The organism is Nocardia spongicola, assembly GCF_047200775.1.
Classification (GTDB): domain Bacteria; phylum Actinomycetota; class Actinomycetes; order Mycobacteriales; family Mycobacteriaceae; genus Nocardia.
On sequence record NZ_JBJZOO010000010.1, the window covers coordinates 35,619 to 60,657 of the forward strand.

28 protein-coding genes are annotated in these 25,039 nt (G+C 64.5%); 18 read left to right on the forward strand and 10 right to left on the reverse strand.

Features of this window, described 5'->3' with window-relative positions:
• Positions 1–23: 23 nt before the first annotated feature.
• Together ACL02S_RS17695 and ACL02S_RS17700 are read right to left on the reverse strand one after the other, a co-directional pair.
• Entirely contained in the window at positions 24–284 is a 261-nt protein-coding gene (locus ACL02S_RS17695; protein WP_412803543.1) for a toxin-antitoxin system YwqK family antitoxin, read from the reverse strand.
• Between the two features lie 75 nt (positions 285–359).
• Entirely contained in the window at positions 360–488 is a 129-nt protein-coding gene (locus ACL02S_RS17700; RefSeq protein ID WP_412803544.1) for a hypothetical protein, read from the reverse strand.
• Positions 489–566: 78 nt separating this feature from the next.
• Here ACL02S_RS17700 and ACL02S_RS17705 point away from each other — a divergent pair, with 78 nt between their 5' ends.
• Positions 567–1,001, forward strand: coding sequence for an NUDIX hydrolase (locus tag ACL02S_RS17705; protein WP_412803545.1), 435 nt, complete (start codon positions 567–569; stop codon positions 999–1,001).
• Positions 1,002–1,024: 23 nt separating this feature from the next.
• Here ACL02S_RS17705 and ACL02S_RS17710 read toward each other — a convergent pair whose 3' ends face one another.
• Positions 1,025–1,627, reverse strand: a complete 603-nt coding sequence (locus tag ACL02S_RS17710; RefSeq protein WP_412803546.1) for a TetR/AcrR family transcriptional regulator — start codon at positions 1,625–1,627, stop codon at positions 1,025–1,027.
• A 62-nt stretch (positions 1,628–1,689) separates the two neighbouring features.
• On the opposite strand from ACL02S_RS17710, the gene zapE reads away from it, so the two are divergent.
• The 9 genes from zapE to ACL02S_RS17755 all read left to right on the forward strand — a co-directional run bounded on the left by zapE (position 1,690) and on the right by ACL02S_RS17755 (position 9,220).
• Entirely contained in the window at positions 1,690–2,748 is a 1,059-nt protein-coding gene (zapE, locus tag ACL02S_RS17715; RefSeq protein ID WP_412803547.1) for a cell division protein ZapE, read from the forward strand.
• A gap of 166 nt (positions 2,749–2,914) precedes the next feature.
• A complete protein-coding gene (locus tag ACL02S_RS17720; RefSeq protein WP_412803548.1) occupies positions 2,915–3,832 on the forward strand; it encodes a DUF4129 domain-containing protein in 918 nt (305 codons plus the stop codon).
• A 223-nt stretch (positions 3,833–4,055) separates the two neighbouring features.
• On the forward strand, positions 4,056–4,553 hold the full coding sequence (locus tag ACL02S_RS17725) for a hypothetical protein (protein ID WP_412803549.1): 498 nt from the start codon (positions 4,056–4,058) through the stop codon (positions 4,551–4,553).
• Between the two features lie 29 nt (positions 4,554–4,582).
• Positions 4,583–5,545 (forward strand): AAA family ATPase, encoded by a 963-nt coding sequence (locus tag ACL02S_RS17730; protein WP_412803550.1) that lies wholly within the window; start codon positions 4,583–4,585, stop codon positions 5,543–5,545.
• Positions 5,542–6,816, forward strand: coding sequence for a DUF58 domain-containing protein (locus ACL02S_RS17735; protein ID WP_412803551.1), 1,275 nt, complete (start codon positions 5,542–5,544; stop codon positions 6,814–6,816). The genes ACL02S_RS17730 and ACL02S_RS17735 overlap by 4 nt, the downstream gene beginning before the upstream one ends.
• Positions 6,813–7,250 carry a hypothetical protein gene (locus ACL02S_RS17740; protein WP_412803552.1) on the forward strand — a complete coding sequence of 146 codons (438 nt, stop codon included), beginning with the start codon at positions 6,813–6,815 and terminating at the stop codon, positions 7,248–7,250. Before ACL02S_RS17735 ends, ACL02S_RS17740 begins: the two co-directional genes overlap by 4 nt.
• 121 nt (positions 7,251–7,371) lie before the next feature.
• Positions 7,372–8,523 (forward strand): alpha/beta hydrolase family protein, encoded by a 1,152-nt coding sequence (locus ACL02S_RS17745; protein WP_412803553.1) that lies wholly within the window; start codon positions 7,372–7,374, stop codon positions 8,521–8,523.
• Positions 8,524–8,654: 131 nt separating this feature from the next.
• On the forward strand, positions 8,655–8,897 hold the full coding sequence (locus ACL02S_RS17750; RefSeq protein WP_412803554.1) for a hypothetical protein: 243 nt from the start codon (positions 8,655–8,657) through the stop codon (positions 8,895–8,897).
• A complete protein-coding gene (locus ACL02S_RS17755) occupies positions 8,894–9,220 on the forward strand; it encodes a hypothetical protein (protein ID WP_412803555.1) in 327 nt (108 codons plus the stop codon). Before ACL02S_RS17750 ends, ACL02S_RS17755 begins: the two co-directional genes overlap by 4 nt.
• Before the next feature lie 71 nt (positions 9,221–9,291).
• On the opposite strand, the gene chsH3 is transcribed toward ACL02S_RS17755, so the two are convergent.
• Together chsH3 and kstD are read right to left on the reverse strand one after the other, a co-directional pair.
• Entirely contained in the window at positions 9,292–10,167 is an 876-nt protein-coding gene (gene chsH3 / locus ACL02S_RS17760) for an enoyl-CoA hydratase ChsH3 (protein ID WP_412803556.1), read from the reverse strand.
• A gap of 179 nt (positions 10,168–10,346) precedes the next feature.
• Positions 10,347–12,047 (reverse strand): 3-oxosteroid 1-dehydrogenase, encoded by a 1,701-nt coding sequence (kstD, locus tag ACL02S_RS17765; protein ID WP_412803557.1) that lies wholly within the window; start codon positions 12,045–12,047, stop codon positions 10,347–10,349.
• A 114-nt stretch (positions 12,048–12,161) separates the two neighbouring features.
• Between kstD and ACL02S_RS17770 the strand changes: the two genes are divergently transcribed.
• From ACL02S_RS17770 to ACL02S_RS17790, 5 genes are all read left to right on the forward strand, one after another.
• On the forward strand, positions 12,162–13,817 hold the full coding sequence (locus tag ACL02S_RS17770) for an FAD-binding protein (protein WP_412803634.1): 1,656 nt from the start codon (positions 12,162–12,164) through the stop codon (positions 13,815–13,817).
• Position 13,818: 1 nt separating this feature from the next.
• Positions 13,819–14,604 (forward strand): 2-keto-4-pentenoate hydratase, encoded by a 786-nt coding sequence (locus tag ACL02S_RS17775; protein WP_412803558.1) that lies wholly within the window; start codon positions 13,819–13,821, stop codon positions 14,602–14,604.
• A gap of 16 nt (positions 14,605–14,620) precedes the next feature.
• Positions 14,621–15,559, forward strand: a complete 939-nt coding sequence (locus ACL02S_RS17780; protein WP_412803635.1) for an acetaldehyde dehydrogenase (acetylating) — start codon at positions 14,621–14,623, stop codon at positions 15,557–15,559.
• 12 nt (positions 15,560–15,571) lie between these two features.
• Positions 15,572–16,609 (forward strand): 4-hydroxy-2-oxovalerate aldolase, encoded by a 1,038-nt coding sequence (gene dmpG, locus ACL02S_RS17785; RefSeq protein WP_412803559.1) that lies wholly within the window; start codon positions 15,572–15,574, stop codon positions 16,607–16,609.
• A 311-nt stretch (positions 16,610–16,920) separates the two neighbouring features.
• Positions 16,921–17,739: an alpha/beta fold hydrolase gene (locus ACL02S_RS17790; RefSeq protein ID WP_412803560.1), complete on the forward strand. Its 819-nt coding sequence runs from the start codon at positions 16,921–16,923 to the stop codon at positions 17,737–17,739.
• Here the strand turns inward: ACL02S_RS17790 and ACL02S_RS17795 are convergent.
• Positions 17,713–18,462, reverse strand: coding sequence for an MmyB family transcriptional regulator (locus ACL02S_RS17795; protein WP_412803561.1), 750 nt, complete (start codon positions 18,460–18,462; stop codon positions 17,713–17,715). The two genes, ACL02S_RS17790 and ACL02S_RS17795, sit on opposite strands and share 27 nt — an antisense overlap.
• A 404-nt stretch (positions 18,463–18,866) precedes the next feature.
• Between ACL02S_RS17795 and ACL02S_RS17800 the strand changes: the two genes are divergently transcribed.
• Both ACL02S_RS17800 and ACL02S_RS17805 read left to right on the forward strand, forming a co-directional pair.
• Complete coding sequence (locus tag ACL02S_RS17800; protein WP_412803562.1) at positions 18,867–20,630, forward strand: RodZ family helix-turn-helix domain-containing protein; 1,764 nt, start codon at positions 18,867–18,869, stop codon at positions 20,628–20,630.
• Between the two features lie 31 nt (positions 20,631–20,661).
• Complete coding sequence (locus tag ACL02S_RS17805) at positions 20,662–20,991, forward strand: hypothetical protein (RefSeq protein WP_412803563.1); 330 nt, start codon at positions 20,662–20,664, stop codon at positions 20,989–20,991.
• A 606-nt stretch (positions 20,992–21,597) separates the two neighbouring features.
• Here the strand turns inward: ACL02S_RS17805 and ACL02S_RS17810 are convergent.
• The 4 genes from ACL02S_RS17810 to ACL02S_RS17825 form a co-directional block, all read right to left on the reverse strand.
• Complete coding sequence (locus tag ACL02S_RS17810) at positions 21,598–21,840, reverse strand: helix-turn-helix transcriptional regulator (protein ID WP_412803564.1); 243 nt, start codon at positions 21,838–21,840, stop codon at positions 21,598–21,600.
• Positions 21,830–22,681, reverse strand: coding sequence for an ABC transporter permease (locus ACL02S_RS17815; protein ID WP_412803565.1), 852 nt, complete (start codon positions 22,679–22,681; stop codon positions 21,830–21,832). The genes ACL02S_RS17810 and ACL02S_RS17815 overlap by 11 nt, the downstream gene beginning before the upstream one ends.
• Positions 22,678–23,607 carry an ABC transporter ATP-binding protein gene (locus ACL02S_RS17820; RefSeq protein ID WP_412803566.1) on the reverse strand — a complete coding sequence of 310 codons (930 nt, stop codon included), beginning with the start codon at positions 23,605–23,607 and terminating at the stop codon, positions 22,678–22,680. Before ACL02S_RS17820 ends, ACL02S_RS17815 begins: the two co-directional genes overlap by 4 nt.
• Before the next feature lie 223 nt (positions 23,608–23,830).
• On the reverse strand, positions 23,831–24,487 hold the full coding sequence (locus ACL02S_RS17825) for a winged helix-turn-helix transcriptional regulator (RefSeq protein WP_412803567.1): 657 nt from the start codon (positions 24,485–24,487) through the stop codon (positions 23,831–23,833).
• 167 nt (positions 24,488–24,654) lie between these two features.
• Between ACL02S_RS17825 and ACL02S_RS17830 the strand changes: the two genes are divergently transcribed.
• Positions 24,655–25,008 (forward strand): VOC family protein, encoded by a 354-nt coding sequence (locus ACL02S_RS17830; protein WP_412803568.1) that lies wholly within the window; start codon positions 24,655–24,657, stop codon positions 25,006–25,008.
• Positions 25,009–25,039: the final 31 nt, after the last annotated feature.

A 25,039-nucleotide genomic window follows, 5' to 3' on the forward strand; every position in this document is an offset into this window, starting at 1 on the left:
TTGAAAAGCGTCAGTTCAGCCAGTTATCCGTTGGCATGCCATTCCCGCCATTCCCCTACGGGATGGCCATTGATACTTCGGCCTTCTTCTCGTACATCGCCGTTGGGGTACCCTTCGCGCAAGGGGCCGTCCGGTACCCCGTCCTTGTACATTTCCCTTCCGATGACCTCGCCAGTGGGCGTGGTCTCGATCAACTCGCCGGTGAAAGGTTTTCCCTCATAGTAGTAGTCATAAGGGTCGTCGAAGTCAGCATCAGTGAGGTCATTTACATTGATATGCAGCATTGGTCACCACTCTGCTTCTTCCCATCGAACGACGACGCCAGTGCATCACCGATCATTACGGCCCCGCAACTGAATTCACGCGCTGAATACGGCATCGATCTCGTCGTCGATACGTTGCGGCAGGTGGCGGATCGTTTTCTCGTTCGGTGCCTGCCCGCCGATTCCGAAGCGCCACCAGCGGGTACCTCCGCCTGCGTAGATCATGGGGCCGATCAGCCAGCCCTGCCATCCTGGGTATCCGGAGCGTATGGTCCTGAATACTTACAACCTTATGGAGAGCCGATGACCCATCGCCATGTGGTTGATGTCCATGTCCTGCTCGTTCGGGCAGATGAGTTGCTGTTGAGCAGGCGGCGTAGCGCCGACGAGTTCGACGGACGGTGGCATCTTCCGGCGGGAAAGCTGGAAGCGGGGGAGCCTGCGACGGCCGGGGCGGCGCGGGAAGCGCGGGAGGAGGTCGGAGTCGAGATCGATCCGGCTGACCTGAGTTTCGTGCACGCCGCTCATGTGACCGGGCCTGGTCGGGAACCGCGGCTCGGGTTGTTCTTCGAGACCTCGCGGTGGGCGGGGGAGCCTGCCAATCTGGAGCCGGACAAATGCTATGAGCTGAAATGGTTTCCGCTGCACCAGTTACCGGGCGACATCATCGAATACCCGCTGAGCGCGATTCGTGCTCGGGGGCGCGGCGTGCGGTATTCCGAGCGCGGCTGGCGGTGACGGCAGTCGGAATTCGCTATCGCTCACTGGGCGTGCAGGTACACCGACAGCAAGTTCGTGAGCTGATCGATACTGGCCGCGCTGCCGGGAGCCAGGGAGGCGCGGTTCCCGGTGCAACGGTCGAAGACCGCGCCCTCCAGTACGGCCACGAAGTCGGTGGCGGCTGTTTCCGGGTCGGTGCGGTCCATGGCGCGAAACAGTTCTCGGGCCCGGTCGAGAGAGAACAGGCTGTGGGCGAGACGAGCGCGCAATTCGAGGTCGGTACGTAGTTCCACCAGGAGGGCGTGCCTGGCGATCAGGTGGTTGCCACGTTCGGCGAGTAACCGATCGACCCATACCGCGATGTGTCGAGCGATCAGCTCTGGGGCGGGTATCTCTGTGCCCGCGGCTGCGGAGGTGGGGGTGGTGAGCTCGGCAGCGGTGAAGTCGGCGCGGGAACGCTCTGTGATGTGGTCCGCGATACCTGCGAGCAGTGCGCGTCTGGTACGGAAGTAGTAGGAGGCAGAACCGGCGGGGAGGCCGAGTTCGGTATCCAGTGCGCGGTGGGTGAGTGCGCGGATTCCTTTGGTCGCGATCATGTCGATGGCCGCCTCCAGTAGCCGTGCCCGCCGGTCGTTTGTGGACATGCTCACCCTCTCTGGTGGTCGCTCGACCAACCCTCTACAAATGTAGAGGGCGAGGAGGTGGCATGGGAACCGATGTCATGCAGTGGGATTCCGGTCAAGCTATGGCAGCGGCGCGGTTACGGGAGGTGCTCGACCGGCGCGGTAAGCCGATTCGTCGCGCGCGTGGCATCTACCTGTACGGCAGACCGGGGCGGGGCAAGACCATGCTGATGAACCGGTTCTTCACCGAAGTGGCTTCGAAACGCAAGCGGCGCTATCACTTCCATCGGTTCTTCAACGAATTGCACACCGCGAAACACGAACTGGGCTCACTCGATGCCGCGGTGGACGCGCTGCTCGGCGATGCCCTGGTGGTTTGTTTCGACGAGTTCCACGTCCATGACATCGGGGATGCGATGTTGCTCGCCCGGCTGCTGGATGTGCTGTTCGCCCGCCGCGTCCTGCTGGTGCTGACGTCGAACTATCCGCCGCATGATCTGCTGCCCAATCCGCTGTTCCATGATCGTTTCGTGCCGACGATCGAGCGCATTCTCGCGGGTATGGACGTGCTGCCGGTCGATGGTCCGGTCGATTACCGCACTCTCGGCGTATGGGACAGTTCCCGTACCGGATTCACGGCTGGGCGATACCTCGTTGCCCCAGGGCCGGACACCGCTCGGGCCGCTAGTTCCACGCTGTCCGCATCCACGAGTGGTTCGAAGAGTTCGGTTGTGAAGCAGGGAGATTCGGTTGCGGAGCAACAGGCGAATGAATCGGCTGTCGAGATAGTCCTCGGCGCGCGAACCGTGCGTGCCATTGCCGCGTACGGCGCCACCCTCGTCATCGACTTCGCCGGTCTCTGTGGTGTCCCGACCTCGCCTGCGGATTACGTTGCCCTTGCCCAGCGGTTTCGGCGCTGGGAGATCCGCGATATCCCGCTGTTGCGCACGGCTGCGCCGGATCCGGTGATGCGTTTGGTGAACGTGATCGATGTTCTCTACGACGCTGATCGCGAACTCACGGTTGTCGCGCCCACCCCGCTGGATGAGCTGGTGCGGGATGTTCGGGGCATACCGGATATCGCACGGCTGGCCAGCAGGCTGGGCGCACTGTCCCGGTCGGTGCCCGCGGTGGCCGAATAGTCACAGGCGCTTCGGGGCTCCACCACGGTTGCCGTGCCATAAGGAGGCTCTAAGTATTCGATTCCGTCCCGAGCAGACCGCATGGCATGAAACTATGTGCCTGGAACGTGCAGCACTCTGATTTGGTGGTAACGCAGTGGCTTGGGGGCACGCACTGGTATCGCGCGTGATCGTATTGATCGCGCTGCTGGCTTGCGCTGTTGTCACGCTCCGGGGATACATCCCAGGAATTATCGAGTCCGGGCCGGGCCAGCGTACTCCCTCCGCGCTATCGGTCGCACTCATGCCGGTGCTGCTGACCGTATCGACGGTGATCCTGCTGGCCGGGGTGCTCGCCAGTCAGCACCGGCTGCCGTTGGCCATGCCGGAGCCGCGGCATGACGACGAGTATCGGCGGGGGCGGCTCGGGCGGGTGGGGCTGGCAGTGCTCGGGGCGCTGATGCTGCTGGCCTTGCTGCTCGCCACCGTGGTCGCGATCTACTTCATCGCCCCGGGCCGTTCGAGTGAACCCGCGCCCCCCGCATCGCCTGTCGCTACCACCGAAGCCCCACCGGAGCCGGGCAGTGCCACATCGGCTGAGCCGAGCGCGCAGTCGCCGGAGTTGCACGGCGCGGCGCTACTACTGGCCGGGATCGTGGCCGCGGGTTTGCTTTCGGTCGCCGCCACCGGTGTGGTCGTGGTCGCGATGTCGTCCCGGCGTAGTCCGATACCCGCTCCGGCGCCACCGGACCCGGCGGTACCTACCGAGGTCGACTCGTTGGCCCGCGCGGCTGAGCTGGGACTTGCCGCGATGAACGCACCCGGTCAGGACGCGCGTACCGCGATCATCGCCTGTTATCTGGCGATGGAGCACGGACTCGCCTTCGACCACTCCACCGCTCCACTGATCTCGGATACCCCGATGGAAGTGCTGGCCCGCGCGTTCGAACGGGGCGCATTGCGTGACGCGTCCGCGCGTGAGCTGGTCGCGCTGTTCGAAGAGGCCAGATTCAGTCCACACGCCATGTTGGAGTGGCAGCGTATGCGGGCCGAACAGCTACTGCGCATCGTGCTCGCCGACCTACGCGAAAGGGTGCCCGCATGAGCGGTCAGGCCCGGAGGCGGCAGCGGAGCGTAGCCATGGAGGGCTCCGCTCGTGCGGAGTGGGGATACAGCATGAGCGGTCAGGCCCGGAGGCGGCAGCGGAGCGTAGCCATGGAGGGCTCCGCTCGTGCGGAGTGGGGATACAGCATGAGCGGTCAGGCCCGGAGGCGGCAGCGGAGCGTGGCCATGGAGGGCTCCGCTCATGCGGGAAAGGTAGGGATCTGATGACCCGGGTAGGAGCCGTGCTCGCCTGCGTACTCGCCGTTGTGCTGATCGAACTGGTGGCGATAGGACAGGCGCGTGAGTTGCTGCTTGTCGCGGCGGGGATTCCGGTGGCGGTCGGGCTGGGCTGGCTGGTCTGGTCGCTGTTCGAGCAGTTCGACACATCGGACGAATCCGATATCGATGAGATGGAGAACGGTCCCGCGGAAATCCTGCGTCGCTGGCAGGCAAGGGCGCAGATGCTCGTCGACCGCGCGGACGGCACGCGCGCCGAATGGGACCGGCACTTGCGTCCATTGCTGGCCAAGGAGTTCGAACTGGCCAGCGGCCAGCGGGCGACACGGAACCGCAGAGCGGTCGAGGCGGCGGGTATCCACCAGTTCGGGCACGAATTGTGGCGCTGGGTGGATCCGGTCAATTCGGCTTTACGTGATCAGACCGGCAGGGCGCCGGGACGCGCGGCGCTGGCGGAGATACTGAGCCGCCTGCAGAGAATGTGAAATGGGTTGAGACAAATGCGGGTACATATATGACCACGCCGATGGATGCGACTATTCAGCGCAGCGAGGCGGTGTTCCGGGAGCTGTCCCGGGTTGTGGTCGGCAAGCGGGACGAATTGCAGTTGATCATGATCGCGGTGCTGTCCGGCGGCCACGTGTTGATCGAGGATCTGCCCGGTCTCGGTAAGACACTCATCGCGCGATCGTTCGCCACCGCGCTCGGGTTGCAGTTCACCCGTGCGCAGTTCACCCCTGATCTGCTGCCGGCCGACCTGCTCGGGTCGACCATCTACGATATGAACTCCGGCCGGTTCATGTTCCGGCGCGGGCCGGTGTTCACCAATGTGCTGCTGGCCGATGAGGTGAACCGCACCCCGCCGAAGACGCAGGCCGCGCTGTTGGAGGCGATGGCGGAAGGCCAGGTCAGCATTGATGGTGAAACCTTCTTGCTGCCGCAGCCGTTCATCGTGCTCGCCACCGACAACCCGATCGAGTACGAGGGTACCTATCCGTTGCCGGAAGCCCAGCTCGACCGGTTCGCCATCCAGCTGCGTTTGGGATACCTCTCCGAGCACGACGAGACCCAGATGATCCGGCGCAGATTGGAACGCGGGGCACAGCAACCCCAGGTCGATCAGGTTGTCGACGCCGATGGGGTGCTGGAGATGCGGCATTCCGTCGAATACGTGACGGTGCATCCCGATGTGGTCGGCTATGTCGTCGCACTGGCCGCGGCGACCAGGGGGCATCCGCAGGTCGAAGTCGGCGCCAGTCCCCGTGCCGAGCTCGACCTGGTCCAGATGTCAAGGGCGCGGGCACTGTTGCTCGGCCGTGACTATGTGATCCCGGAAGATGTGAAAGCGCTGGCCATTCCGGCCATGGCGCACCGGATCACGCTGCGGCCGGAGATGTGGGTACGCCGTATTCGCGGCGAGGATGTGATCGCCGAACTGTTGCGCCGCCTTCCGGTCCCGCGCGCCAGCATGACATGAAGCACCGCGATTCCAGTTCCGCGGTCGCCACCGAATTACAGTGGCGGCCCGCACCGCTGGCCTTCATGCTCGCGGGATGTGCTGCGGCGGTACTGGTATTCGCGGTGGTCCTCGGTAGCTGGCAGCTGGTGGTGTTCGCCGCCCCGCTGCTCGGCGTGCTCGCTACCGCCCCATGGCAGCAGTCTCGGACCATTATTCAGCTCGACGGTGGTGATACCCTGCGCTGTTTCGAATCCGAGGAAGCGGTATTCACCGTGGCGGCTTTCGTGGAGCGGGGGCATGCGCTGTTGCGCCTGAAACCGGAGCACCTGCCCGGGCTGGAGATGCGGGTCGAGGCGGCAGGCGATTCCGGGCAGGAGCCCGCGAGACTGCGGCTGGCGCTCTGTGCGCGGCGGTGGGGACGCTATCCGGTTTCGGTGCGGGTATCGGCGCTGAGCCCGGCGGGACTCGCGGTCGCCACCGCGGTATTGCCCGCGGGGCAACTGTTCGTTTATCCGATCACCGATCCACAGCGGATGCGGTTACCACGGATCGAGCTTCCCGAGCGGCTCGGCACGCATTTGACCCGTAGGCATGGCCCCGGTGTCGAGTACGCGGATATTCGCGCCTACGTACCCGGTGATCAGTTGCGCACGGTGAACTGGCCGGTGAGCGCACGGCGCGGGCGGCTCTATGTGACCGAGCGTCTGACCAACCGCGCCGCGGACGTCGTCGTACTGGTGGACACCTCGCAGCAGGCCCCAGGACCGGCCAGCGCCGCGCTGGAGCTGTCGGTGCGTGGCGCGGCGCAGGTGGTGCAGTCGACATTGCAGGCGGGCGACCGGACCGCTGTGGTGTGCCTGGGCCGGGAACCGCGCTGGCTGCGGCCGGATATCGGACGCCGCCAGTTCTACCGGATCGTCGATACTGTGCTCGGTGTCGGTGACGAGCACATTCCGACCACCGGCACCCTCGCCCCGCATACGGCTGTGCCGCTCGGCGCGATAGTGGTGGCGTTCTCCACCCTGCTGGACACCCAGTTCGCGCTGGCGTTGATCGACCTGCGTAAGCGCGGGCATGTGGTGGTTGTACTCGATGTGCTGCGTGGTGCGCCGTTCGACGAGGATCTCGACCCCATCCTGGCCAGTATGTGGCAGTTGGAGCGCACCGCGATGTACCGAGATATGGGCGCGGTCGGCGTCGATATCGTGGCCTGGCCGCCGGATGCCAGGTTGGATCAGATCATGCGCGCGATACCGGAACACCGCAGAACTGTGCGGGTACGCCGGTGACCCGATTTCTCGCCGTACTCTCCGGGGCGCTGCTGGCGACCTCGGTGGCGTTGTTGGAGCCGTGGTTCGGCATTCCCGCCGTGCTCCTCGTGGTGCTCGGCTGGTGGTTCCGGTTGATCGCGGTGGGTGCGGTACTGCTGGCGGCCGGAGTGCTCGCGGTAGCCGATGCGGGTGTGCTCGCCGCTGCCGCGACAGGATTGGTGGCAACGGCGTATGTGCTCAATGCCGCGACGGTGACCGCACCACGCGGGGTAGTGCCGACCACCCTTCCCTCTGTGCTCGGCGCGATCGGCTTCACGGCGGTCGCGGTCGGCGCGGCAATGGTTCCTTTGCATATGGTCTGGGCGCCGCTGGCGGCACCGATAGTGATCGTCGTGCTGTACGGCCTGGTGATCCAGGGCATTGCCGCACGTCGCCAGGCAAACGAAGCCTGACCCCTCCTGAACAGGCAAAGGTATATCGAGCGAAGGTATCGGGTAAAGGTTCCGTCTGCTAGCGTCTCGGGAAACGCAGTTCTGGTCCGAGACACAGTGCGGGGGAACGTTGTTCAAACGAATGGCTGTGGTGGCTTTGTCGGTGTTCGCGCTGGCCGTCGCAAGTACTGCGGGATCCGGCGCGGCACCGCTCGGGGTGCGGGTGCTTCCGCAGCCGGGTGGGCAGCATCCGGTCGGCGAGACCGTATTACATCTGGTGGACGATTCACGATCGGATCCATTCGAACCGGATCGGCAGCGCGAGCTGATGGTCTCGGTGTTCTATCCGGCCGCCGCGATCGATGAGTCCCCGCGGGCACATTACCTTTCCACCGCGTTGATCCCGGATCTGGAAAAGCGTTTCGGTGTCGAGCTGCCGGGCTTGTTCGGCAATTCCTATGCGGATGCGCCCGTTCGCGCGGGGGCCACCTATCCGGTTGTGCTCTATTCGCCTGGCGCGGGTGTCACGCGGCTGCTCGGCACCGGTTTGGCCGAGGAGCTGGCGAGCCGGGGCTATATCGTTGTCACCGTCGACCACACCTATGAAACTCTCGTGGAGTTCCCCGGCGGCAGATTGGTCCAGTCCGCACCCGCTCCGAATGGTTTCGATACCGCGATCCGGAAAAAGTACATCGAGGCCAGGCTGCTCGATATCCGGTTCGTGCTCGATTCGCTCACCCGGCTGGCCGACGGCGAGAATCCGGACGCCGATCAGCGTGCTCTGCCCGCCGGGCTCGACGTCGCTATCGACCTCGACCATATCGGGATGGTGGGTCATTCCTCCGGCGGGTATACCGCGGTCGAGTCGATGCACGAGGATCGGCGTATCGACGCCGCTATCGATCTCGACGGACAGCTCGGTGTCGACGAGGACTTCGGTAGGTCGGTTATCGACGGTGTCGATCGACCGGTCCTGGTGATGACCAGCGGTCAGGTCGAAGAAGTCGGTGACGCCAATCCGTCGCTGGACGCGTTCTGGCAGTCCGGTACGGGATGGAAACAGCAGCTGATCATGAGCGATTCGGCGCATTACGACTACACCGACTTCCCGCTGCTGGTGCCCGGTCTCGTACGACCTGCCGCCGCGACCTATATCGGGCCCATCGCCGCCGACCGTGGCAGCAGTTTGGTCCGCAAGTATGTGGTGGCGATGTTCGATAAATTCCTGCGCGACCGCACCGATACCGCTCTCGACCAGCCGCTGTCCGATCCGGAGATCACCCGCGGCCGCTGAGCGGTAGCGGTCCCACGTGCGAAGCCCCTGCTGAACAGGGGGCGGCCCTATGGGCCATAGGAGCATAAATTCCGCTCGGAATACCGGCGCTTGCCCAACTGATTGACCATATTGAAAGTATGGTGTGAAGTATGGCGAAATTGACTATCGAAGTACCGGACACAGACCTGGCACTTTTCCGGGCCGCTGCCGACCGAAATGGGATGAAGCTCTCCCCGTACTTCGTGCGCGTTGCCAAGATCGGCGCACTGTGGGAAGACGCCAACCGACCGCGCCGCCGCGACGAGGCCGCCGACCTCGCCCGCGCTGAGGAACAGGCCGCCCTTGCCGAGGCCGCCCGCGCCGAGGAACATCAGGGCGGGCACGCCGCGTGAACCACGGCGATATCTATACATTCGATCGAGAACGACCCAGCCGCGAAGACGACGAACGCACCCCCTACCGGGTGATCATTACCCCCGGCTACCTGCTCGGACCAGGGGAGAACTGGGTCATGGTCGCGCCCGTCGAGCGTTTCGACCCTGACCGCCTTGTCGCCGTCCCGCTCACCGATGCCGACCCTATCGAGGGTTGGATACGCACCGACCGCGTGACCACCGTCTACCGGCCCTGGCTGTCCGGACCGGTCGGCAGACTCACCGATGAGACCACCGGCGTGTTCGATGACCGGCTCAAAGCCGCCCAGGGGCTCGAATGACGAACTACCGGGTGCGGGCCTGCACCACCGTCCTGAACAGTGGTGCACTGGCCCGCACCCGGTAGTTCGGCTCAGCGCGGGGAACCAGGGCCGAATCGCAGCGTGACGTCGCCGAGTACCGGGGCGTCATCGCGTTCGACGACGGTCGCGGCGATGCTCAGCTCATCGCCTTGCCGCCAGATGCGGGTACGGATCGTTTCGCCAGGGTAGAGCACGCCGGCGAACCTGGCGCGGAATCCGGTGACCCGGCTGGCGTCGGCGTCGAGCACGGTATCGGTCGCGGCTTTGCAGACGATGCCGTAGGTGCACAGCCCGTGCAGGATCGGGGCGGGAAAACCCGCCGCACGGGCGAATTCCGGATCGGAGTGCAGTGGATTGCGGTCACCGCACATCCGATAGAGCAGTGCCTGCTGCGGCAGGGTCGGTGTGGTGATGTCGAAATCCGGCTTTCGATCCGGCAGCTGGGATTTGGTGCTCGGTCCGCGTTCGCCGCCGAAGCCGCCCTCGCCCTTGGCGAAGATCGATGATCGTGTCGTCCACAGCGGTGCGCCATCGGAACCGGTGACGGTGTGCTCCTGCACCACGACCGCCGCCGAGCCCTTATCCCAGATCTCCGCGATCCGGCCGGTGCTTGTGGCCTTGCCCGCGGCCGGGATCGGCCGGTGCACTTCTACCTCCTGGTGACCGTGCACCACTTTCGCCAGGTCGATATCGATACCGGGGAAGCTCACCTTCGGCGGCTCGGTTTCGTGCAATGTCGCTGCCACGGTGGCGAAGGTCGGCAGCACCTGTGGTCGCCGATCATCGAGGTAGCGCAGCTCGGCCGCGTCGGTCGAGCGTGTCCCAGCCCCCAGCGCGAGCTGGTAGAGCTGCACGTCCGACGGTGTCCAGGCGAACTCAGCGCTCGGCAGTTCCGCGCCGAGCGCGATCGTCGGGTCGATGGGCATCCGATTCTCCTTGTGCGTGATTGTGGATGGATGCGATCCGCCCATACTGCGCTCGGGGACGCATCCGATCGTGTTGTCCCAGTCCTACCGCCACAGTGCGTTTCCCCTGAGTCGTGACACCGAATCAGCCCGCTCTGCTGGATTCGCGGGACGACCGAGGGGTGGCACGCGGTATCACCTCACGCACCGGGCGCTGTGGTGGTCGGCTGTTTCTTCTTGCGCTCGGCGATATCGAGTACCGCGAGGTAACCGAAGGTGATCGCGGGGCCGATGGTGGCGCCAGGGCCTGCGTAGGTGTGACCCATCACCGGGGCGCTGACATTGCCGGAGGCATAGAGACCGTCGATGACGGTGTCGTCCTCGCGCAGCACCCGGCCCACGGTGTCGGTAACAAGTCCGCCCTTGGTGCCGAGATCACCCGGCACCATCTTGGCCGCGTAGAAGGGTCCTTCCTGTAACGCGGCCAGGCACGGGTTCGGCTTGACGGTGGGGTCGCCGTAGTACTTGTCGTAGGCGCTGTCGCCGCGATGGAAGTCCTCGTCCACGCCGGTGGCGGCGAATCCGTTGAATCGTTCGACGGTCGCGAGCAGGTTCTGCTCCGGTACCCCGATCTTCCCGGCCAGTTCGGCGAGGGTCGGTGCTTGGACGATGAGGTCGTCTTCCATCCAGCGGGACGGGAACCTCTGCCCTGGCTGCAGCCCGGCGAAGATATAGCGGTTGCGGTAGCGCTGGTCGAATACCAGCCAGGCCGGAATGTTCTCTCCTGGCCCCTCGCCTTGACCGTACTTGCCGCCGTACATGGTGTGCACGGCCTCCACATAGGGTGCCGACTCGTTTCCGAAGCGTTTGCCCGTGGCGTTCACCATGATGCCGCCGGGCAGATTCCGCTCGGCCAGACAGAACCACGGCTTGCCGCCCTTGAAGATCGTCGGTCCCCACCAGGCATCGGACATGATGTCGACCGCCCCGCCGAGTTCGAGACCGGCGCGGATGCCGTCGCCGGTATTGGCGGGTGCGCCGGTGGTCCACTCGGTGCTGATGGGCTGGCGCTGATAGGTCTGACGCATCTCGGCATTGTGTTCGAAGCCGCCGCTGGCGAGTACAACGCCGTAGCGGGCGGTGAAGCGGACGGACTCGCCATCGTATTCGGCCTCGACACCGGTGACCCGGTCGTTCTCGACGAGCAGCTTGGTCATCGGGGTATCGAGAAGTAAAGGCACCTGCATGTCCAGCAGCCCCTTGCGTAGGCAGGCCATCAGCGCCTGCCCCATGCCGAGCAGATGTTTCTTGGTGAGCTGGGCCCAGGTGGTGCGGGCGCCGACGCGCATAGCGCGCAGCATGCCGCGCGGGTGGCGCCGGACGAGATTGAGGTGCTTGAAATCGGCTTGGGTGACCACCATGTTCAGTGGAGTCTTGCTGTAGGGCGGTTCCAGCTTGAAGCGCTCCTGACCGAGAACTTTCGCGTTGAACGGCTTCGGCTCACAAGAGCGTCCCGCGGCGCGGCCGCCAGGTGCCTCGGGGTAGTAATCGGAGTATCCCGGCACCCAGCGCATCTTCAGCGGAGTGTGGTCGATCACGAAGTCGAACGCTTCGGCGCCGCGGTCGATGTAGGTGTCGATCCGCTCCTTGGGGACGACATCGCCGATGATGCTGTGCAGGTAGGTGCGGGCGTCTTCCCTGTCATCGGGGCGACCGGACGCGAGCAGCGCTTTATTGCCCGGGATCCACACCCCACCACCGGAGCGTGCGGTCGATCCGCCGTAGTGCGCGGCCTTTTCGATGACTACCACGCTCAGCCCGTGATGGGCCGCGGTGAGGGCGGCGGTCATGCCGGCGGCGCCGCTGCCGACCACCACCACGTCGTATTCCCGATCAGTCATGTAGAACACGTTATAGAATGAACGCGCTATTGGTCTATGTTGTGTGGCAGAAGACTTGCTCGGCATTCCATTTGCCGAGGAAACTTGTTTCAGTTTGAGACCGGAGTGAAGGACATGGCCCTGGAATGGGACCTGGCCAGCGACGTTGTCGTGGTCGGATATGGTGCCGCGGGTGCGGCGGCCGCGTTGGCGGCGACCGAGGCTGGCGCGCAGGTACTGGTACTGGAACGGTTCGCCTGCGGTGGCACCTCGGAGCTGTCCGGCGGCATCATCTACGCCGGTGGCGGTACCTCGGTGCAGCGGACGGCCGGGGTCGAAGACACCCAGGAAGCGATGTACGCCTATCTGGAGCGTGAGGTCGGCGATGCGGTGGCCCCGGAGACGCTGCGCCGGTTCGTCGAGCAGAGCCCGGAACTCATCGAGTGGCTGCAGGGGTACGGCGTCCCGTTCGAACCCACCCTGTGCCCGTACAAGACTTCGTACCCGAACGACGACTACTACCTGTACTACTCCGGCAGTGAGATCTCCGGCGCGTTCCGGGATATCCCGGCCGCGCCGCGCGGCCATCGGGTCAAAGGCAAGGGCACCTCGGGTAAGCAGCTCACCGGTCCGCTCACCGCAGCGGCGGCCGGGCTCGGCGTGCGCGTGGAGACCCGCACCCGAGTCACCCGGTTGATCACCGATGACGCGGGCGCGGTGCTCGGTGTCGAATGCCGGACATTGCGCGAGGCACCCCGCCGGGTGCGTAACCGCTACACCAGGATGGCGAAGATCGCGGCGAAGCCCGGCATCTACTACCCACCGTTGCGGCGGGCGCTGGAACAGCGGTTGGCTCGGCTGGAACACCGCTACGGCAAGACAATTCGGGTATTGGCGCGGCGGGGAGTCGTGCTCAGCGCGGGTGGGTTCATCGCCAACCGCGAGATGGTGCGGCAGTACGCGCCCGCCTACCGAGGTGGTCTCGCGCTCGGCATCACCGGAGACGATGGCAGCGGCATCCTGATGGCGCAGCAGGCAGGCGCGGCCGTCGACCGCATGGACAATATCTCCGCCTGGCGATTCCTCTTGCCGCCGAGCGCTTTCACCGGCGCGGTGCTGGTGGACGCCGACGGCCGCCGGGTCATCGACGAAACGCGCTACGGCGCCGCGGTCGGCCACGCGCTGATCACCGAGCACGGCGGTAAAGGCTGGCTGCTGGCCGACAACACCGTGATGCGTACCGCGATCGGACAGATCGGCACGCAGGGCGCCTGGTTCCAGCGCGCGCAGTTCGAGGCCATGCGGCGCACCGCGATCCGTGGCGCCACACTGGAGGAAGCCGCGATACGAGCGGGTATCGATCCCGCCGGATTACGTGCGACGGTCGAGGCGCACAACACCGCGATCAGCACCGGCGCCCCCGATCCTGTCGGTAAACCGGCTGAATTCACCGAACCGGTTCGCACCGGCCCGTTCTGGCTGTTGGATGTGGGTATCAAACCGAGCCTGCTCACTCCGTGCCCCATGCTCACCCTCGGCGGTGTTGTCGTGGACGAGCACACCGGCGCGGTCCGCTCGACTGCGGGCACACCCATTCCCGGGCTGTTCGCGGCCGGGCGCACTGCGGTCGGTGTCTGCTCGAAGTCCTATGTCAGCGGTCTTTCGCTGGCCGACTGCGTCTTCTCCGGCCGGAGGGCCGGTCGGTCCGCGGCGGGGGAGGAACTCTCGGCGCCCGAGCGAATATCTCGTGAGCAAGCGGCTCGCGAACAAGCGATTGTGGAGGGAAACTAGCGTGCTGTCCGACGCGGTACGAGCCGAATTGGCCGACGAACTCGAACGCGCCGAGCGCGAACGGGTGGCAATCGATCCGCTGATCACCAGGTATCCCGATATCGACGTGGTCGACGCCTATGAGATCCAGCTGATCAATATCCGGCGCAGACTGGAGCGCGGCGCGCGGGTGGTCGGGCACAAGGTTGGGCTGTCCTCGAAGGCCATGCAGCAGATGATGGGTGTCGACGAGCCCGATTACGGGCATCTGCTCGCGGATATGGAAGTCCACGAGGATGTTCCGGTCGAAGCGGGCCGCTATCTGTTCCCCCGGGTGGAGGTGGAGGTCGGGTTCGTGCTCGGCGCCGACCTGCCCGGCGCAGGCTGCACCGAACAGGACGTACTGGATGCCACGGTGGCCTACGCGCCCGCGATCGAACTGATCGACTCGCGGATCAAAGACTGGAACATCGGCCTGGCCGACACCATCTCCGATAACGCGTCCTCCGCTGGCTACGTGCTCGGTACCGAGCGTGTCGCGCCAAAGGATATCGATATCACCGCGATCGACGCGGTACTCACCCGTAACGGCGAGGTCGTCGCCGAGGGCCGCAGCGACGCGGTGCTCGGTGATCCGGTGATCGCGGTGGCCTGGCTGGCCCGCAAGGTCGCGAGCTTCGGTGTCCGGTTGCAGGCCGGTGACATCGTGCTGCCCGGTTCGTGTACCCGTGCCATCGATGCCAGTCCGGGCGATGCGTTCCATGCCGAGTTCGCCGGACTCGGTGCTGTCCGTTTGCAATTCACTTAGGGAGGCTGTCGTGTCCGTGAACGGGACCGTCACCGCCGCGATCGTCGGGTCCGGCAATATCAGTACCGATCTGCTCTACAAGTTGCTGCGTTCGGAGAAGATCGAGCCGCGCTGGATGATCGGCATCGATCCGGACAGCGAAGGTCTGAAACGAGCCCGTGGACTGGGGCTGGAGACCTCGCACGAAGGCGTCGACTGGCTGCTCGGTCAGTCCGAACTGCCGGAACTGATCTTCGAGGCGACCTCGGCGTATGTGCACCGTGCCGCCGCATCGCGCTACGCCGAGGCTGGCATCCGCGCCGTTGATCTCACCCCCGCCGCCGTCGGCCCCGCCGTGGTGCCGCCGGTGAACCTCGGTGCGAATCTCGACGCGCCGAACGTCAATATGATCACCTGCGGTGGGCAGGCGACCATCCCGATCGTCGCCGCGGTCTCACGGGTCGTCCCTGTGCCGTACGCCGAGATCGTCGCCTCGGTGTCCTCGGTCTCCGCGGGTCCCGGCACCAGGGCGAATATCGACGAGTTCACCAAGACCACCAGCCGCGGCGTCGAGACCATCGGCGGCGCGCAGCGTGGCAAGGCGATCATCATCCTCAACCCGGCCGAACCGCCGATGATCATGCGCGACACCATTTTCTGCGCTATCCCCGAGGACGCTGATACCGAGGCGATCGCCGACTCCATCCACCGGATGGTCGCCGATATCCAGCAGTATGTACCCGGTTACCGGCTGCTCAACGAGCCGCAGTTCGACGAGCCGTCGGTGGTGTCCGGTGGTATGGCGAAGGTATCGGTATTCGTCGAGGTCGAGGGCGCAGGGGATTTCCTGCCGCCGTACGCGGGCAATCTCGACATCATGACTGCCGCCGCGACGCGGGTCGGTGAGGTCATCGCCGACCAGATCCGGGGCGGAGCGCAGCGAGGCGACCAATCGGGCACAGCGGCCCGGGTGTAAGGAGCTTTTCCCATGGTTTATTCAGCAGAACTCGATATCCGCGTCACCGACACCTCACTGCGGGACGGATCGCACCATAAGCGCCACCAGTTCACCACCACCGAGGTCCGCGATATCGTGGCCGCCCTCGACGGCGCAGGCGTTCCGGTGATCGAGGTGACTCACGGCGACGGGCTCGGCGGCTCGTCGTTCAATTACGGCTTCTCCAAAACGCCGGAGCAGCAACTGGTAACCATCGCCGCTGAGACAGCGAAGCAGGCGAAGATCGCCGTGCTGATGCTGCCCGGTGTCGGTGTGAAGGAAGATATCAAGGTCTCGCAGGACAACGGTGCGTCCATCTGTCGTATCGCCACCCACTGCACCGAGGCCGATGTATCGATCCAGCACTTCGGGCTCGCCCGCGATCTCGGTTTGGAGACCGTCGGATTCCTGATGATGTCGCATACCCAGCCGCCGGAGGTCCTGGCGAAGCAGGGGCGCATCATGGCCGACGCGGGCTGCCAGTGCGTCTATATCGTCGATTCCGCGGGCGCCCTGGTGCTGGAACAGGTTTCCGACCGGGTCGCCGCCCTGGTCGCCGAACTGGGTGACGACGCCAGAGTCGGTTTCCACGGCCATGAGAACCTCGATTTGGCCGTCGCCAATTCCGTCTACGCCATCCGTGCGGGCGCTACCCAGATCGATGGCAGCGCACGTCGTTTCGGCGCCGGTGCGGGTAACACTCCGGTCGAAGCCCTTGTCGGTGTCTGCGACAAACTCGGCATCAAGACCGGTATCGATTTCTTCGCCATCGCCGATGCCGCCGAAGACGTGGTCCGTCCCGCTATGCCTCAGGAATGTCTGCTCGACCGCCAATCCCTGATGATGGGGTATGCGGGCGTTTACTCCAGCTTCCTCAAGCACGCCGAGCGCCAAGCCGAGCGTTATGGCGTCTCCGCCGCCGAAATGCTCGTCCGCGCGGGCAAGCGCAAGCTCGTCGGTGGCCAGGAGGACCAGCTCATCGATATCGCCTTGGAACTGCAGCGGGAACAGGCGACAGTCTCCGCCTGATCGGCCCGTCAGACGGGCCGCGAACGGAATATCCACCGTTCGCGGCCTTCGGGTGTATGCGGGATCTGCCATGGGGCACGTAGACCGCGGAACTGTATTCGACTGGTGCTTGCCTGGATCGGCCGGCCACGGCTGCTCACGCTGTCGGCATCATGTATGACGAACATGGCCGTGTCACTTCAGGGTGTGGTCGGCGGAGAACGATCGTGGAGCAGCGAGCAGTGCCTGATCTCGGCGGTGCCACTCACACACAAATTGGAACATGTTCTTGTTAAGGTGTGTGGTAACTGCCTGAGAAAGGGAGAAGTGTTGTGCCATACGCGATATCGGCTGGAGCGAAAGTCTACTTCACCGACACCGGCGGGGACGGGCCTGCGGTTGTGCTCGGTCATGGTTTCTTTCTCGACCAGGAGATGTTCGCAGCTCAGGCTGCTGCCCTGAGCCCGAGGTATCGCGTTGTGTCGATCGACGCGCGGGGTCACGGGCTGACCGAGGACGCCGGAGAGTCGTTCAGTTACTGGGATCTGGCTCGTGACGCGTGGGCGGTGGTGGACGAGCTGGCTATCGAGCGCGCGGTCGTGGGCGGTATGTCGCAGGGTGGGTTCACGGCGTTGCGGATGGCGCTGCTGTGCCCGGGTCGGGTCGACGGTGTGGTCCTGATCGGCACAGCCGCTGAGGCGTACAGCCCGAAGCAGAAGGTCGGCTACCGCGAGGTCATGGACGCGTGGATGGGTTCGATGCCATTGGCGCCGATCGCCAAGGCGATGGCTTCCGTGATGATCGGTGGTACCGACGACGACAAGCGTCCCTGGCTGGACAAGTGGCTCGACAGCGACCGCACCCGGATCCGGTTGGCGGCGGAGTGCTTGATCAATCGTGAGTCGATCGCCGATATGGTGGGCAGCATTACCTGCCCGGCAACGCTTATCCGGGGTGTCGGCGACCAAGCCTTCAGTCACGACGAGATGGCGGCCCTGGCGGATCAGCTCGGCGGAGCCGCACAGTTGCACACGGTTGCCGGGGCTACACATGCGGTGAACATCACCCACCCACACGAAGTGAACGAGATTCTGCTGGCATTCCTCGATGAGATCTACCGAACGTCAAGCCACATCGGCGTCGGTCGGTAGTCCGAGAAGCAGAAGGTGCCGCCGCTGTCCGGTTGTACTGAGTTCTTCGATCCGGATGATACGTACGACACCGGTTCGAGGGTCGCGCAACCGCATCGTGGAGTCCGGCCGGTGCGTCATCACCCGTTGCGACGTCCACAGTCGCCGGAAATCGGGCTCGTCACCCAGTTCGTCGAGAAGTCGCCGTAGCGATTCCGGCGCTTCCGCTGTGCCTGCGCAGTGCCGCAAGCGCCCAACCGCCAGGCCGGCTTCTCGCTCCCATTCTTCGACTACCAGTCGCGCATAAGGATTGGTGAACAGCCAGCGCAGCGTGCTCCCCGATGCTCGGATTCCCGGAAATGCCGCATCGCAGGCGGAGTTACAGGCCAAGAGCTCCGAGTAGGCGCCAAGCGCCGCCGCAGGGTGGGGTGCCAGCGCATCGAGAGTTGGTTGCAGCGTAGCGGGGATGATGTCCGTTTCCTCTTCCTGAGGTGTTCGATGGGCCAGCCGATACAGGTGAATCCGTTCGTCGGCATCGAGGCCGAGCACGTCGACGAGCGCATCGAGGACTCCTGGACTGGGCGAATGCGCATCGCCTTGTTCGATTTTGGCGATGTATCCGATGCTGGAATGGATCGCTGCGGCGAGTTGCTGGCGGGACATCCCTGTCGGTGCTGACCAGGTTGGTCTCATACGGCGTAATCGTACGAATTCAGCAAGTGTCGGTACCTGAAGCTCGCTCAATCCATCCTCCTGAACCGCAGTGTCCCTCGACTCGGGGATTGCAGATGCGGGTCGATTGTCCAGTAGTACTACTCGTAGGTGATACCACTGGACATGGGATGGATATGACTGGGTGTTCTCGATGCCTTGCCCGCACAGGGGATTGCTGATGACATTGATTCAGTCGGCCGGTACCGAATCCCCTAGAGGGGAGGAGGGTTCGGCACCGTGCCGTTCCCATTCGAATTCCCCTTGCGACGTACTCGATGCCATCGGCAACGCACATCGTTCTATTGGTTCGCTTCGAACGGCGCGGCCGATGTCGAGGTGCGTCGGGTCGGCTCCAGCAGGGTGCTGCTTGTTAGACTGCGTCGGGTAATCCTGCTGGGGGCCGCGCCGATCAGGAAGTCGAGGGGGACGCGCGTATGGGTGAGGATAATTCATCGTCTTCGAGTGGCAGTATTCTCCCGTCGATCCTCGGTATCGATCCCACCTTGGTGGAAGGGCAGCGGGCAGTCGAGGCGCTCGGCGGGACTCGGGAACGGGTGCGGAATACCACCGACGAACTGACCGGCAAGGGGGCCGGTACCGACTCGGATTACGCGATCACCGATGATCGGTTCGAGGGGATGTCCGCACAGCAGATATACGACGCGGTGCACGGACCAGGTGGTATGGATGTCGCGGGCTTGGAGACGGTTCGGGGAGTGTGGAACGACGTTTCCGTGCGGCTCGGGGGACTCTCGGTCGCGATGCAGGCCCGGGTGAACACCCTGTTGAACGACGGAGCACTCACCGGAAGCGCTGGTGACGCGGCGCGGGCAGCGGCGACGCGGCTCAGCCAGGTGACCAATCAGATCGCCCAGGTGTTCTCGGCAGTCACCACCCGCACAGAACAGTTGTATTACACCGCGGAGGCGACCCGCGCGGCTGTCCGGCAGCCGCCGCCGACCATGATGGTGCCTGCCGACCCGGACGATCCGGTGCAGGTGATTCTTCCCGGTATCCTGAACCCTGAGAACGCCACGCGTGCCAGGGAAGTCGAGCGGCAGGTCCAAGCCGCGAACGTCGCCGCGATGAACTCCATCTACAAGCCTGGCTATCCACCCGCAGGCGCGGGGGTTCCCGCCTATGCGTTCGTTCCGGATGCTCTCTCCGGCGATGCGGGCGCATCTGGAATCGCGGGGACATCGTCCGCTGGCGCGCATCTCGGTGGCGCCCCCGTGAAACCCGTGGCCGAAACGGAAACATTACGGAACGAAGCCTCCGCACCCACCGACGACTCGTCTGGAGATCCTGGTCAGCCGAATCCCGATGGCAGTCAGCCGAATCCCGATGGTGGGCAGCATGCTGAGGGCGACCCTGCCACGGAGTCGGCAGCGACGGAGCAGGCAGGCACCACCCAGGCTTCGGCCGCACCAACGCAGGCGGATACGACTCCGGCTTCGGCCGCGCAGGCCAACTCGGTGCCCGCCACCGGGAATTCCGGTATCGGGACGCCAGGAGCCGGATCGTCGGGCAGCGGAACCTCCGGTTCCGGCTCCGGCCTGCCGGGAGCTGCCACGCCATCCGCCCCAGTTCCAGGACGAACGGTGCCAGGCCCCGGTGGCGCCGCACCACTCGCGGCGGCTGCGGGCACTGCCGGGCCGAGCGCGCGGACAGGTATTCCGGGAGCCATGGGGCCCATGATGCCTGGTGCGCCTGGCCAGAAGCAGGGTGAATCGGGTGGCGAGCACACCACAGCTGAGTATCTGCGTAGGGTGCAGCCCGACTGGCTCGCGGGTATAGCCGCGTCTGCCTCGGTGATCGGCGCCGATACCGTCGGCGATGCGCCGGAACCGTTCCGGATCGACCCGCCGGAGCAGATTCGGGTAGCACCGGTATCGGCCCCCGAACAGTACGAGCCGGTATCGAGCACCGGCACGGGAGCGCCCGGTCCGGCCGCTGAGTCCGCCCCACCGCCCACCTCGTCTTCGGACACGTCATCTACGACGTTCACCGAGACCGCAGCCGATGCACAGCCCGCACCACCACCAGCGGCTCCCGCCATGTCACCGGAGATCGCCGCATTGCTGAGCGAGTACGACTGGGGAACCGAGAGTGCCGATGCGACAGGTTCGGGTGATACCACTGCGGAGACAGAGCTGGTCAGATCGAGGACGCCGACGCGGTCAACCAGAGACGGCTGAAACACCATGCCGAACTGATCGAGGGGGCATCGTGAAGATCAGACGAGCACTAGAGACAGTAGTTGTCACCTGTTGCATGGTCGTACTTGCCGCGTGTGGCACAACTGATGCGGATGCCCCCACCGTGACTTCCCCGCCGACGACGACCGCTGTGGCGATGGAGGTTACGGTGGAACCGACACCCCATAAGCCGGAACGAGCCCGGACCGCCGTCGAGTACGATCCATGCTTCACATTGCCCGATCAGGTAGTCGCCGACTTGGGGTTCGCGCCGGACTCACCTCAGACCGAGTGGGACTCGTGTGAGCACGTCCGTGCGGCCGCCGAAGCGGTCGAGGCCATTCTGTCGCCAGAACAGTAGACACCTCGTCGATATCAGGAGCTTCTCGTGTCATCCCTACGTGCCGATCTCGAAACACTCGGCCGACTCAGCACGACCTTGCACACCTTGGCCGACGAGGCATCGGCCCTGCACCCGCAGCGCCCATTAGGCCCGGCTGTGGCCAGCCCGCTGCTGGCGGTGCGGGCTGCCGAACACCTAACCACGGAGCTGCTGATGAAGACGCTGATCCCCACCGTCGCCGAACGGCTCGGCGAGACAGGGGATGTGATGGCCAATGTCGCCCGCCGACTACCCGGGCGGTCGCACGCCTTCTTGGAATGTCTTCGAAAACTGGAAGATTACCGATATTTGGCGTATGTATCTGATACCTCAGAGCTGCATCGACTGGTACAAGGAGCAGATCCCCGGAGTCGTAGTAACCGAAATCGAACCTATAGATGAATACCCGGAAGGCGCGACAAGATTCGATTTTCCGGAAAACATAGACGAACTCCGCCACCCCCCAGCGCCGCAATACCCCGAATGGATCCCACCAAGGTAGCTGGAGCACGGTCATTTGCCGCCCGGTCCTGCATGACGGTAGATCAATGATGTTGCCGCCATGGGGTTCCGGAGGACGACGGTTCACGCGGTGTCGGTATTCGATCCGAGCCGGGGGAAGGGCTCGGTGGCGAACACCACTTCCACTGCGACCTCGAAGTAGGCGGCGATGCGCAGCGCCAGGTGCAGACTGGGGCTGTATTCGCCGCGTTCGAGGTAGCCGACCGTCTGATAGTGGACACCGAGTGCTTCGGCCAGTTCACGCCGCGAGATGCCGCGCTCTGCGCGCAGCATCGCGATGCGGTTGTAGATGACTTCAGAAGGCACGTTGCATCGCCTTCTCCCTTCGTGTTTGCATGCTCGATCCTGATTCGTTGCGTGCCATGCGCCGCAACACCATAGGCGCGATCAGCAAGCCTGCCACGGCCCAGGTGCCGAGTACCGCGGCGGTTTCGAGGTGCCGCCAGGACTGGCCTATTTCGATGGCGACCGCCTCGTCGGGCAGCAAGGCCGAGCGCATGCCGATCCCGGCCCAGTAGGTCGGGAACGCTTGAGCCAGGCCTTGGAGCCAGCCGGGCATGGCGGTGATCGGGTAGAAGATGCCGGAGATGGCGACCAGTCCCATCAGCGGTATGGTCAGCAGGAAGGTATCGCGCGGCTCGTCGAGAACGCTGCCGAGGATCGCGCCGATCGGCAGAGTGGCGAGCAGGCCGAGCAGCACGATCCAGGCGAAGGTCGCCCACGCGCCCGCCCCGTCGAGGGAGAACCCGCCGATGATCATCATGCCTACTGCCAGCACCACGACCACCTGCACGCACACCGATCCAGCTACGGTGATGATCTTGCCGATGAAGTAACTGATCATGCCGTTGGGTGCGGCCTTGGCTCGCAGCAGGGTGCCGTCCTCGCGGTCGAGCACCAGCGCGTTGGCGGTCCCGTACAACCCGTTGAACGCGATGATGCTGCCGATCAGGCCGGGTAGCGCGAGTTCGGCGACAGATAGGTCGCTGCCCGCGTAGTCGCGGTCGCGCAGCAGATAGAGCACTCCGAGTGCGATGGCGGGGGTGAGGAACTGACCGATCAGGTCGAGACCCGTGGTGAACAGCTGGCGAAGCTCGATCCATCCGCGGGCCACGCCGACCCGGATAGCGGTGCGGGTGGGATTCATCGGGCGACCTCCGTGAGAGTGCGGACCGGGGTCTCGCTCTCGCCTGATTCGTAGCGTTGGACCAGTTTCATATAGACCTCTTCCAGCGAGGCGCGACGCACTTCCAACTCGTCGATGTCCGCACCGTGCTGTTCGAACAGGTCGTGGACGAACTTCGGTGACTCGGCGGTGGTGTGCACGAAACGCTGATCATCGAGAGTCCAGTGCACTTCGGCCTCTCCGGTGATGGTGCGGGACAACTCCGTTGCCGAACCGTCGGCGATGATGCGCCCGCCCGCCAGGATCAGGATCCGATCGGCGATCTTCTCCGCTTCGTCCAAATCGTGGGTTGTCAGCAACACAGTCGTGTCCTCCAGATCGGTCAGACGGTGGACGAGGTCGTGGAAATCGCGGCGTGCGGCGGGATCGAAACCCGCGGTGGGTTCGTCCATGAACAGCAATTCCGGGCGGCCGATGATGCCGATGGCCACGTCCAGCCTGCGGCGCTGGCCTCCGGACAGGGTGGTGATCTTGGCGTTCGCGTGGTCGGTCAACCCCACCAGCTCCATGAGTTCATCGCTTTCCCATGGCTTCCTGGCCCCGTCGGTGCAATAGGGGCGGTACAGCGCGCCTATATGCTCGAGCAGTTCCCGCACCCGCCATTTGGCGTGATCACGCCAGGACTGCAGAACGACCCCGATCCGTGCGCGCCAGCGTTCATCACCGTGTTCGGGATCGGCCCCGAGGACGGTGACTCGACCCGCTGAACGCTTGCGGAACCCCTCCAGTATCTCCAGCGTCGTGGTCTTACCTGCTCCGTTGGGGCCGAGCATAGCCAGTACCTCCCCGCGCAACGCCTGGAATGTCACGTCGTGCAGGACATCGGTGGTGCCATACCGCATCCGTACGGCATCGACGTCGAGAACCACCCTGCTATTCGAGTCCATCAGCCCTCCTGTACTCAATCTCTGATCATTTGTAGCACATCTACTACATTTTTCAGCAGAAATACTCTGAGATGATCGACGTATTGTCTGTATCTCGTGGCGGACGAGGTGGTCGCCGCCGTACAGGAACCCACTGGAACCACGGCTGCCGTGGCGTTGTTCCGGATCGCCCGAATATCGCATGAGCGCCGAACGAGGGTACGTCTGGCCGAGGCGGATGCGGTTATCGCAGGTGGAGACCGTCGAGCAGCGCCAATCCCGCTTGCCGGTCCCCGCTGATGCTCATCCCGCGCTGCTCGGCCTCGTCGAGTGTGAGTCCGCCGTTGACCAGCAGTGCCATCGTCGCCGACGATGTCGTGATTGTTGCCACGGGGTCGGCGGATAGTTCCTCGGTCGCGACAACCGAGTTCACACTTACGCGCAGTCCGAACCGCTCGCCGTCGAACACCAGCCCGAACTCTCCTTCGATCTCCAGATGCTTGGCCTCGAGTAGGCGTGCGGTACACCGCAGTTGCCGCATCATCAACTCCGGTGCTGACTCGCGGTCGATGGTTTCCAGCATGCCTGCCCCGAACCGGCCGAGGGCGTTGAGCACGTCGAGGACACCGTCGCGGGCCGCCGTGGCGAGTGCGTACACATTCGCTGAGGACGGTGCGGGCAACTGATATCGAGTTACCAACCCGCGTGACTCCAGTTGTCGCAGTCGCATGGTGAGCAAATTCGACGACAGTCCTGGGTTGATCGCTTGCAGGTCGAGGAACCGCAGCGGCGCATGCGCGAGATCACGGAGAATCAGCAGCGTCCACCGGTCCCCGAGCGCATCGAGTGCGACCGCGATCGGGCAACCCTGGCCGTATGACTTCGTACTGTTGATCGACACGAACTCCATCGTCACCCCTGCCGTGCATCATTCCGAAACATACCGCTTGCGCTGCGCACTTCAAATAATATAGTGTCGACTTCATATTTTGAAGTTGCTTACTTCCAGTCTCTATCCGACACAGCACGCACCGATCACAATCGTCACGACCGAAACGGAGATTCGATATGTCCGGGCAATTCCTCTGGTTCGACCTGCTCACCGACGACGCGGGAGCCGCGTCCGGCTTCTATGCCGACCTGCTCGGCTGGCCGATCAGCCCAGATGACGGCGCCACCAAGTACGACAGCTGGATCGGCGGCGATGGCGGTCCGTGGGCCGCAATCGCCGGTAACCCCACCCAGAACGCCGCATGGGTGCCTTATGTCGCGGTCGACGATATAACCAACGCGCGAGATCGCGCGGAATCGCTGGGCGCCAAGATTATTCAAGAACCGACAGAGGGTCCGGGAGGAACCTCGGTTCTGCTCACCGATCCCAATGGCGCACTGTTCGCACTGTTCGTGCCAAGGGCTGCCTGACCACACGGATCTGTTACGGACGCCGTGCGAT

Bases quoted from the DNA above. Each gene is read 5' to 3' on its own strand.
- ACL02S_RS17695 (WP_412803543.1), bottom strand. From the start codon at position 284: ATGCTGCATATCAATGTAAATGACCTCACTGATGCTGACTTCGACGAC.
- ACL02S_RS17700 (WP_412803544.1), bottom strand. From the start codon at position 488: ATGATCTACGCAGGCGGAGGTACCCGCTGGTGGCGCTTCGGAATCGGC.
- ACL02S_RS17705 (WP_412803545.1), top strand. From the start codon at position 567: ATGACCCATCGCCATGTGGTTGATGTCCATGTCCTGCTCGTTCGGGCA.
- ACL02S_RS17710 (WP_412803546.1), bottom strand. From the start codon at position 1,627: ATGTCCACAAACGACCGGCGGGCACGGCTACTGGAGGCGGCCATCGAC.
- zapE (WP_412803547.1), top strand. From the start codon at position 1,690: ATGGGAACCGATGTCATGCAGTGGGATTCCGGTCAAGCTATGGCAGCG.
- ACL02S_RS17725 (WP_412803549.1), top strand. From the start codon at position 4,056: ATGACCCGGGTAGGAGCCGTGCTCGCCTGCGTACTCGCCGTTGTGCTG.
- ACL02S_RS17730 (WP_412803550.1), top strand. From the start codon at position 4,583: ATGACCACGCCGATGGATGCGACTATTCAGCGCAGCGAGGCGGTGTTC.
- ACL02S_RS17735 (WP_412803551.1), top strand. From the start codon at position 5,542: ATGAAGCACCGCGATTCCAGTTCCGCGGTCGCCACCGAATTACAGTGG.
- ACL02S_RS17745 (WP_412803553.1), top strand. From the start codon at position 7,372: ATGGCTGTGGTGGCTTTGTCGGTGTTCGCGCTGGCCGTCGCAAGTACT.
- ACL02S_RS17750 (WP_412803554.1), top strand. From the start codon at position 8,655: ATGGCGAAATTGACTATCGAAGTACCGGACACAGACCTGGCACTTTTC.
- chsH3 (WP_412803556.1), bottom strand. From the start codon at position 10,167: ATGCCCATCGACCCGACGATCGCGCTCGGCGCGGAACTGCCGAGCGCT.
- kstD (WP_412803557.1), bottom strand. From the start codon at position 12,047: ATGACTGATCGGGAATACGACGTGGTGGTGGTCGGCAGCGGCGCCGCC.
- ACL02S_RS17770 (WP_412803634.1), top strand. From the start codon at position 12,162: ATGGCCCTGGAATGGGACCTGGCCAGCGACGTTGTCGTGGTCGGATAT.
- dmpG (WP_412803559.1), top strand. From the start codon at position 15,572: ATGGTTTATTCAGCAGAACTCGATATCCGCGTCACCGACACCTCACTG.
- ACL02S_RS17800 (WP_412803562.1), top strand. From the start codon at position 18,867: ATGGGTGAGGATAATTCATCGTCTTCGAGTGGCAGTATTCTCCCGTCG.
- ACL02S_RS17815 (WP_412803565.1), bottom strand. From the start codon at position 22,681: ATGAATCCCACCCGCACCGCTATCCGGGTCGGCGTGGCCCGCGGATGG.
- ACL02S_RS17820 (WP_412803566.1), bottom strand. From the start codon at position 23,607: ATGGACTCGAATAGCAGGGTGGTTCTCGACGTCGATGCCGTACGGATG.
- ACL02S_RS17830 (WP_412803568.1), top strand. From the start codon at position 24,655: ATGTCCGGGCAATTCCTCTGGTTCGACCTGCTCACCGACGACGCGGGA.